Source organism: Defluviitalea raffinosedens, from assembly GCF_016908775.1.
GTDB classification, from domain to species: Bacteria; Bacillota; Clostridia; order Lachnospirales; family Defluviitaleaceae; genus Defluviitalea; species Defluviitalea raffinosedens.
Genome location: NZ_JAFBEP010000037.1, coordinates 1 through 8,997, shown reverse-complemented (window position 1 = coordinate 8,997; position 8,997 = coordinate 1). Strand labels below are relative to the sequence as shown.

The 8,997-nt window shown below is 35.1% G+C and carries 11 protein-coding genes and 1 pseudogene; 8 read left to right on the top strand and 4 right to left on the bottom strand.

Annotated features, from left to right (window positions below; genetic code table 11):
* Positions 1-209 precede the first annotated feature (209 nt).
* A complete protein-coding gene (locus tag JOD07_RS15065; protein ID WP_158741822.1) occupies positions 210-356 on the top strand; it encodes a conjugal transfer protein in 147 nt (48 codons plus the stop codon).
* A 75-nt stretch (positions 357-431) separates the two neighbouring features.
* On the top strand, positions 432-2,138 hold the full coding sequence (locus JOD07_RS15060) for a recombinase family protein (protein ID WP_158741821.1): 1,707 nt from the start codon (positions 432-434) through the stop codon (positions 2,136-2,138).
* A 116-nt stretch (positions 2,139-2,254) separates the two neighbouring features.
* On the opposite strand, the gene JOD07_RS15055 is transcribed toward JOD07_RS15060, so the two are convergent.
* Positions 2,255-2,647 carry an alpha/beta fold hydrolase gene (locus tag JOD07_RS15055; RefSeq protein WP_204614612.1) on the bottom strand — a complete coding sequence of 131 codons (393 nt, stop codon included), beginning with the start codon at positions 2,645-2,647 and terminating at the stop codon, positions 2,255-2,257.
* A gap of 416 nt (positions 2,648-3,063) precedes the next feature.
* Here JOD07_RS15055 and JOD07_RS15050 point away from each other — a divergent pair, with 416 nt between their 5' ends.
* From JOD07_RS15050 to JOD07_RS15025, 6 genes are all read left to right on the top strand, one after another.
* On the top strand, positions 3,064-3,423 hold the full coding sequence (locus tag JOD07_RS15050) for a hypothetical protein (protein ID WP_158741819.1): 360 nt from the start codon (positions 3,064-3,066) through the stop codon (positions 3,421-3,423).
* 171 nt (positions 3,424-3,594) lie between these two features.
* Entirely contained in the window at positions 3,595-4,281 is a 687-nt protein-coding gene (locus tag JOD07_RS15045) for a serine hydrolase domain-containing protein (protein WP_204614608.1), read from the top strand.
* Positions 4,282-4,409: 128 nt separating this feature from the next.
* On the top strand, positions 4,410-4,886 hold the full coding sequence (locus tag JOD07_RS15040; RefSeq protein WP_204614606.1) for a GNAT family N-acetyltransferase: 477 nt from the start codon (positions 4,410-4,412) through the stop codon (positions 4,884-4,886).
* Between the two features lie 279 nt (positions 4,887-5,165).
* Positions 5,166-5,726, top strand: coding sequence for a GNAT family N-acetyltransferase (locus JOD07_RS15035; RefSeq protein ID WP_158741816.1), 561 nt, complete (start codon positions 5,166-5,168; stop codon positions 5,724-5,726).
* A 177-nt stretch (positions 5,727-5,903) separates the two neighbouring features.
* Positions 5,904-6,662 carry an EFR1 family ferrodoxin gene (locus tag JOD07_RS15030; protein WP_158741815.1) on the top strand — a complete coding sequence of 253 codons (759 nt, stop codon included), beginning with the start codon at positions 5,904-5,906 and terminating at the stop codon, positions 6,660-6,662.
* 200 nt (positions 6,663-6,862) lie between these two features.
* Complete coding sequence (locus tag JOD07_RS15025; protein WP_158741814.1) at positions 6,863-7,402, top strand: DUF4865 family protein; 540 nt, start codon at positions 6,863-6,865, stop codon at positions 7,400-7,402.
* Between the two features lie 314 nt (positions 7,403-7,716).
* On the opposite strand, the gene JOD07_RS15595 is transcribed toward JOD07_RS15025, so the two are convergent.
* The 3 genes and pseudogenes from JOD07_RS15595 to JOD07_RS15015 form a co-directional block, all read right to left on the bottom strand.
* The gene (locus tag JOD07_RS15595) at positions 7,717-8,076 is read right to left on the bottom strand and encodes a methyl-accepting chemotaxis protein (protein WP_279380867.1); all 360 of its coding nucleotides are present in this window, start codon (positions 8,074-8,076) and stop codon (positions 7,717-7,719) included.
* A gap of 63 nt (positions 8,077-8,139) precedes the next feature.
* Positions 8,140-8,418 (bottom strand): annotated as a pseudogene (locus JOD07_RS15590) (PAS domain-containing protein); the annotation flags it as partial.
* Positions 8,419-8,430: 12 nt separating this feature from the next.
* A complete protein-coding gene (locus JOD07_RS15015) occupies positions 8,431-8,940 on the bottom strand; it encodes a PAS domain-containing protein (RefSeq protein WP_204614599.1) in 510 nt (169 codons plus the stop codon).
* Between the last annotated feature and the right edge of the window lie 57 nt (positions 8,941-8,997).

The window sequence follows — 8,997 nt, the reverse complement described above, 5'->3', positions numbered from 1 at the left end:
ATACTTTTGCCCTTTTGCCATTGTAGACACTTCCTTCCCTTTTTATATTTTAAGGTGTTCGGCTTTTTGTGTCTACACTAATATACTAACACCAAGGATTGCGCCTGTTAATGAAAGCATGTGTGCATATGCTGTTCAAACTAAGGCGCATTTCCTACTGCGAATCTGAAAATTAGAAGTATCGGTGATTGCAGATAAGGAGGGCCTTTATGAAGGGTAAATTGATTCGATACAGTATGCAGATTGCCATGTTGGGACAATTGTTGTCTTTGGCTCTGATAAACGAGAAAGAATTTTCTCTGATTAAAAATAAACTTATGCAGGATTACGGTGTAGTTTCAGACCTGACTTCTTAATTTGCATATTTGGCATATAGGTAGTTGTTCATTATACTGGTTTCGTAATAATCATTTTGCGAAGGAGGACTTTTAATGCATGAAGTTGAAGTAATAAAAGCGAACAGAAAAATATCTGACCGTACTGCAGGAAAAGTAGCGGATATTTTGCGTGTAGCTCCTTATGCAAGAGTTAGTACGGATTCAGAGGAACAATTAAACAGCTATAAATCACAGGTTATGTATTACACAGACTTAGTGAAAAAGCGTAAGGATTGGGTATTGGTTGACATCTATGCTGATGAGGCAATAACAGGTACCCAGGTTACAAAACGTGAAAATTTCCAGCGCATGATTAACGATTGCATGGATGGTAAAATTGATATGATCATAACTAAATCCATATCAAGGTTTGCCAGAAATACCTTGGATACCTTAAAATATGTCCGGATGTTGAAGGAAAGAAATATAGCTGTATTTTTTGAAGATGAAAATATCAACACATTGACAATGGATGGAGAACTGCTGCTTGTAATATTAAGTTCAGTGGCGCAGCAGGAAGTAGAGAACATATCGGCCAATGTAAAAAAAGGCTTGAAAATGAAAATGAAGCGAGGAGAACTGGTTGGCTTCCAGAGCTGCCTGGGATATGACTATAATCCTAATGATAAGAGTATATCAATAAATGAAGCTGAAGCTGATATTGTGAGATACATATTTAATCGGTATATTGAAGGCGTGGGAGCTTATGTCATAGCAAAAGAGTTAACCAGTCTTGGTTATAAAACCAAAAATGGTAACACAGAATGGCATGATACAGCAGTATTAGGAATCATAAAAAATGAAAAATACAAAGGTGATGTTTTGCAAGGTAAGACTTTTACCGTTGATCCAATTTCCAAAAGAAGATTAGACAATTACGGTGAGGAAGACCAATTCTACATAAAGAACCATCACGAACCAATTATTAGTGAAGAAATATTTGAAAAGGCGCAAGCAATCTTAAACAGGAGAGGTGCAAACCGTCGCGGAGTAGAAAAGGGAAAACGTGAAAAATACAGTAGGCAATATGCTTTTAGCAGCAAGCTGGAGTGTGCTTTTTGCGGAAGTAATTTATCGCGCCGGAACTGGCATAGTGGTAGTGATCATGAAAAGGTTATCTGGCAATGCGTAACTGCTACAAAAAAAGGCAAGAAATATTGTCCGCCAAGCAAAGCCATTGAAGAAAAAATTCTTGAGGGTGCATTTGTTGAATCATATAAACTGCTATGCCATAATAATTCAGATGTTCTGGATGAACTTATAGAAAGGATGGAAAGTGTTCTTAGCAAAAATGATTTTCAAAAACAATTAGCTAAAGTAGAAAGTGAAATTCATGCTATTGAGCAGAAACGTAATAGGTTGGTTGATATGCGTTTAGAGGAAACAATTGATAAAGCCACTTATGAGAAAAAATACAGTGAATTGGAATCAATTTTAGAAGGATTATTAACAGAAAGGGAACAGCTGGAACAATCCTCCAGGGAAGAAATTAACCTGGAAAAACGGATTGCACATTTTCGTAAGGTACTTGAAAACAATGAAATATTAAAGACTTTTGACCGCTGTGTGTTTGAAAGCATTGTAGAAAAGGTTATTATCGGTGAGATTGACGAGAATGGAAATGCTAATCCGTACAAGCTGACCTTTGTATATAAGACCGGATATTCTAATGCAGTGCAGAGTAAAATGCATAAGCAGATTAAAAAAAAGAAAAATGATAAAGGAAATTTGCATTCCTATTCCTCACCCAACACATGTTGAGACGGTAGCATCGATGTCACGGGTTGAAAAATAGAATAAAACCCTTATTTCTATAGTTTGTGAGTGCATATCAATTTTTATAAAAGCAAGGGTGAGTTGACATATTGGATGGCGAATTACATAAGGCTTACTCTGTCAAGCCATTCAATGACAAGTGAATTCATCAATTCGGCTTGCTCAATCTGTAGATTATGTCCTGCTTTATCAAGTACAGCGAAAGTTGCCCTTGGGTAATTGTCAAGAATGTTCCAGGTATCCTTATATCCCACGCAAGAATCCTGACGCCCCATTAGGAAAAGTGTAGGCTTGATCCAGTCCGCACTTTCAGACTTGCCCATACCAGGCAGATCTAAGTATATCCTTTTGTAACCCTCCTTTTCTCTAAAAATTGGTTCCATGCAGCAGTACATTAGCCTGTGATCAACAATATAGCCGTGAAGCAGTATAACTGGCTTCCCCTCACCTCTTAGCTCATAGTTGATTGATAATCCTTTGAGCAAGCATTTCATATGAATTCCTCCCAACTAAATTTAGTTTGATATCAAACTATTGTCAAGACCTATTGATTCACTCCTTTTATTAACTCAACTTTGGTGATCTCTGTATGGGATGGTGATCGTTTGGGAGGCGCTGTAAGAGTATTGAGTGAAAAAGTAATCCGTTAAGGAATTTGTGATCTCGTAGTTGATCCCGAGTACCCAAACAGGGGAATAGGAAAGAACTGGTGAGAAGGTGCATTGCACATTTTCCGGATTCCGAATGGCTGGTCCAAACAGAAAAGCATGACAGTTTATGAAATGAGAACATTTATACATAAATATTTAACCACTGTTTGCAGTGACAGTATGGGGAGTATACAGGCAGCAGTAAAAAAGTTGATAGGGAATGGATTAATACACCAATGAATCATCAGAAGATTAAAAATATGGAAGAAGGAAAGTTTTTCTTTTTGGGCATGATACCGAAACAAGCTAGAATGCAATCTCTTAAGGCTTATATTGAAAGTTTGGAAATGGAGAGGGAAAAGTTACTTCGGATTCAAGAGTTTATTGAAATTTCAAAAGATCATGCAGTTTACGCAAATGTGGAACGGATATCAGAAGATGAGCAATTATCTAACCGTTTATTAGAAGTATCAGGTGAAAAGACATTGGAGCAAGTGGTAGAGAATATTTACAAATATCAAGTGTATGATTTAGAGTATGGCTTAAAAAGAATACAGGATGACATAACTTTTTTTAAAAATATCTTAGAGAGGGAATTAAATTGCAGGGATACTAACTAGTTTGCCAGATCACTGATGGATAGGCATCCCATCATGATGAAACGAATTAATACCAGGAGTGAATAATTAAATTTGTGAAAGATAGGGGGGGGTGATGAGAAGCATGAAAACTGAGAAATATGAAAAAGTGTTTAATAAATTTACTGATTCAAAAAAATTCATCAGGCAATTTTGCTGATAGAAAGTGCAAATGGAAAATTTTCATTTTGCAAAGGATATGGAGGGAAGGAAATAGATTCGCCATTTCTTATGGCAAGTATCACGAAGTTATTTACCACCACCTGTATTTTAATATTGCAAGAACAAGGGAAGCTATCCTTAAATGATAAAATTATTAAGTATATTGATAGCAATACTTTGAGTGGAATTCATGTTTACCGTGGCAGAGACTACTCCTTGGAGTTAACTATATCTGATTTACTGTTTCAAACAAGTGGGCTGCCTGATGCGTTTTTAGAAGGGAAAGACAGTGTAAGCAATCGGATTATAAATGAGGATTTTTATTTTGATTTCTCTGATATGATTACTACTGTAAAGAAATTAAAACCTCATTTTGAGCCAGGGAGGGAAGGAAAAGCTTATTATGCAGACATTAACTTTGATATACTGGGTGAAATTATTGAAAAGGTAAGTGGTTTATCTTTATCAAAAGCATATAAGAAATATATTATTACGCCATTGGGGTTAATGAATACATATCTTCCCGAAAGTGAGAATGACAAAATTCCTCAAGTTTATTATCGGGATCAAGTGATCTTTCGTCCTAAACTGATCATTAGCAGCAAAATAATGTTTTTTATTTTTGCATCATACAGAGCAAAAAAAGCAACTTGGTCCCATGGACGAAGACATCAATAATGACTACTCTTGTTGAATAAGCTGAATTTTATATTAAAATAGGATATAAGTTATAGTATTGTGTGTGAGCAATTAAAAGATTAAAAACAACTGATTATAATATCATAGATGAATTAAGGAAGAAGCTTATGATTAAGAAAATAGACATAACCAATCCGGACATAGCAAAAGAGGTTTTAAGCATACAGATCCCGGCCTATCAGATAGAAGCAAAGCTGATCGGGTTTGATGAAATCCCGAATTTAAAGGATACAGTTGATTCTTTGCAGCAATGTGGCGAAACTTTTTATGGATACTATATGAATGGAAACTTATGCGGCATTATATCATTTGTTATTGCATCCTTTGTACTGGATATCCATAGGCTGTTTGTTGATCCAAAATACTTTAGAAAAGGAATAGCCAGGCAGCTGCTAGACCATATACTTTATGCGGAGGCAGGTTTTGATACTGTGATTGTCAAGACAGGCAACAAGAATATTTCAGCCCTTCGTTTTTACCCAAAATACGGATTTGATCAAGAAGAAGATCTGGTTATTAACGAGCAATTATCTATGGCACAATTTTCAATGAAGATTCAGTTAAGCAATTGCGAAACTCACTGAAAGTTATGATTGAGAGGAACATATGGAGATGTAAAAAATAGATGTAGGGGGTACTTAACCCATGGTTAAGTTTGTTGCATTATTCCACTTAATACTTCCTTTTCGTGATATAATCAAAAAGATATCAAACCACTTCCTGATCTAAAGGATCAGATACGAAAAAACCAAATGAGTAATGATCAAAAGGAGTGAACTTATTTAATTCAATAGTTCTCGTGAGGAAATTATAAATTGGTCGCCCAAAAAGGCGATATACTTTTAATTATGGAGGATATTAATATGTTTATTGATCTGGAAACAGAAAGATTATCTTTGAAATGTATCGGATATGACGATGCGGAATTTTTCTATAAGCAGTTTTCAACTGATGAAGTAAATCAATATCTTTTTGATGTAGAACCATGTAGTTCTGTGGAAGAAGCACAAAAATGGATTCGCTTTTATCTGGAAAGTGAGCCTAGAAACCAGCATAGGTGGATTATAGTACTCAAAGAAAACGGTGAAAAAATTGGAACCTGTGGTTTTCACTGCTGGAACAGAGAAACCGGCGAGATTGAGATGGGTTACGATTTGCAGCCCTCCTATTGGAGAAAAGGCTATACGAGCGAGGCGCTGGCTGCAATCATGAAATTTGCAGCAGAAAAAATGAAGGTCAAAAAGATATTTGCCCATATTTCTGTAGATAATATTGCTTCTATTCGAACATGTGAAAAAATGGGTTTTGTAAAGACCGGAAAACAGTATTATGAAGAAATGCATGGCAAAAAATATTTACATGATATCTATTGCGCCGATTTAGAGGGACATTTCGGTTTTATTGCGTGTCAAAATAGAGAATAGTCAAAAAAGCATTCATAGACAAGCAGGTTGATGCCATATGTGAGAGCAAATCCAAATTTCAATCGATTACATTTGAAGAGCATTTGAATCAAGAAAATAGTATTGCTGATTTTATTAGTATCTTCAAATGCTTTTTAGAAAGTAATAAAAAATGGACAACCAGGAAGGGGGCCAAGTTTGTTAGGAATTTATTTTAGCGGCACAGGAAATACAAAATACTGTATTGAAAGATTTTTAGATTACTACGATGGAAGCGAGCCTATTTCAATAGAAAGCCCTGATGTGATCGAAGCAATAAGAAAATCTCAAAATATCGTTCTGGCATATCCGGTTTATTACAGCGATGTTCCAAAGATTGTAAGAGATTTCATTTATCAAAATAGGGCTGAATTCAAAAATAAAGAGATCTTTATCATTTGCACAATGGCCTTGTTTAGTGGTGACGGTGCTGGTTGTGGTGCAAGATTACTAAAAAAATATGGAGCAAATATTGTTGGCGGACTTCATCTTAAAATGCCAGATTGTATAGGTGACGTAAAGCTGCTAAAAAGGCCGTTGGAGCAGAATAAACAACTCGTAAAAAACGCAGAAATCAAAATAGCAAATGCGGTTAATGCATTAAAACAAGGGAAGTCCACAAAAGATGGGTTAAATATTTTATGCCGCGCTGCGGGACTATTCGGACAGAGGCTATGGTTTTACAGACAAACAAAGGATTACACGAGCAAACTAAAAATTAATCATCATATGTGTATCGGTTGTAGAAAATGCGTAGCACTTTGCCCCATGAGTAATTTGTCCATATCTGATCAGAAGGCGGTTTCTGGTAATCAATGTACTATGTGCTATCGTTGCATCAGTCATTGTCCGCAAAAAGCGATTACGCTTTTAGGTAAAGAAGTTATTGAACAATGTTTAATTGAAAACTATTTATAGGTTGATCAATAAGGTAATTTAATGATCATTTAAGTCTTGCTAAATAAAATGAATTATGAGATTATTGATGTTATAAGCTTCCCTGCATTTTATGCTGGATGGTTATGTGCAGTATCAGCCTTAGCAATTATAAAACAATCTAGTAATAATCAAGTATCAGCAAGGATCATAATTTAATAATTAGAAAAGGAAGTGGAAGCATGATTGCATCACAATATAAGATCATCTTACCTAGTAACTATGATATGGATATTATAAGGAAGAGAGTCAAGGATAATGGTTATAAAACAGATGGATTTTATGGTCTAAAGTTCAAACTATATTTAATAACAGAAAAGGGAATAAATAATAATTTGCAAAATACTTATTCGCCATTGTATCTTTGGAAAGACAGTCAAGGATTAAATAAATTCTTGTTTGAGGGATTTTATGATAATATTATAACGTCATTTGGATGGCAAAATGTAAATATCGGAATACCATTAATTGATACCACAACGCAAAGAATTAAAGAGAGCAATTTCTTATTTGAAATAGTAGGGGAAATAGAACCTAAAGAGAGTTTAAACAACTTAAAAAATCATATCAAAGAAGCGATTCCTGAAATTGAAAATGCAGAGTATGTAGTAATTTATAATCCAGACAAATGGAAGTACCATGTGTTTTACTTTATAGATGATTTACAAAAAGTGAAAGATGAAAAAGGCATAATATATGACATACTTCATATATCGCAATAAAGCAGGACAGGGGGATATACTGTTTTTAAGGATTTTTAAATTCGCCCTATTCGTCTTTTAATTTTATATAATTCTTTCAGAGCGATTTCTTCTATTACAACTCTACATATACTTCTTTTACTTCTTTAAAATCCTTAAAGAAGACTCAGCCGTCATTAAAAAACCATCTTCCTGATGAGACACTTATATCTAATTCTCACCTGGAAGATGGTATATATTCTAATGCTCTAGGAACGTTTAGCGAATTCCACAATACTTGCTGACATTTTATTAATTTCTTCAACTGAAGCATTTACTTCCTCGGAAAGAGCTGCCTAAGTCTGTACTAATTCATTTACCTCATCCATTTGCTTAATAATTGCATCAATGGATTCTTTTATTTTACTCAATATATTTTCAATATTACCTGTGGCCTGGGAAGAATTATCCGCTAACTTACGAACTTCATCTGCTACAACTGCAAAGCCTTTTCCATGTTCACCTACGCGGGCAGCTTCAATCGCAGCATTTAAGCCAAGTAAATTTGTTTGATTATCAACCCATCTAATTAATTCAGATATTTCCTGTGTTTCATCTGCCAACATTTTTACTTCATTGGCAGTTTTCGTAGTTATTTCTTGTGTAATGGCAAGTTGCTGTGCTCGAACTGTGATCTCTGAAATAGCCCCCACCATTTCATCAATAGAGTTTGATAATTCCTCCATACGGGCAGTGGTTTCTGCTACATTTTGTTCTTTTAGTTTCAAATGTGTAATATCTCGGAATGTACCTGCTACACGTAGTGGATTGCCGTCTTTATCACGGGCTGTTTTACCATTGGCAGCAAACCAACGATATTCTCCTGATTTGGTACGCAGACGGTATTCCATACTAAAAGGAGTTCTTCCGGTTCTGTCGCTAACATGTGCACCAAATGCAGCAAAGGCAGGTTCTAAATCGTCTGGATGTAAAATATCTGCCAAAGTAGATATGACATTTGGAAGATCCGTTTCGTCTTTATAGCCTAAAGCACGGCGGAATTGATCAGACTACCAACAAGGGTTATTAAAATTATTGATATCCTTATCTTTTACGTCCATATCCCAGGGAGATTCTTCTAATACTTCACTAATTAAGTTGTAGCGGGTCTTATAAGCTTCTAATTCTTTAAGATATACTTCTTCATTATGAATGTCTGTAATAACAGCTATCATATAATATGGTCTGCCATCTTCGAGACGCAAGGTATAACCATGAGTACGAACCCAGCGATATTCACCATCTTTAAATTTCATTAAGTGAACCATATCAAATGGCGTTTTTCCTGTAAAGTCCTGTAAGTGTTTTTCGAGCATTTCGTTTATGGATGCTTGAAAATCAGGATGTGTAATATGTAAAAGTTCTTTTAAATTATTTTTAAGTTCACCAGAATTATATCCAAGAAGAGTTTGCAGTTCAGGAGAAATAACTATTCGATTTTTTGGACTGTCGAATCGAATATCTTCCAGATATAATTCCCAAAATGGATTTATGTCAATATAGTAGACACAAAAACTCAAATTTTTATGCAGTTTTTCTTAAAGCATCTTCAAGCTGTTGAGGAGTCATATAACCGA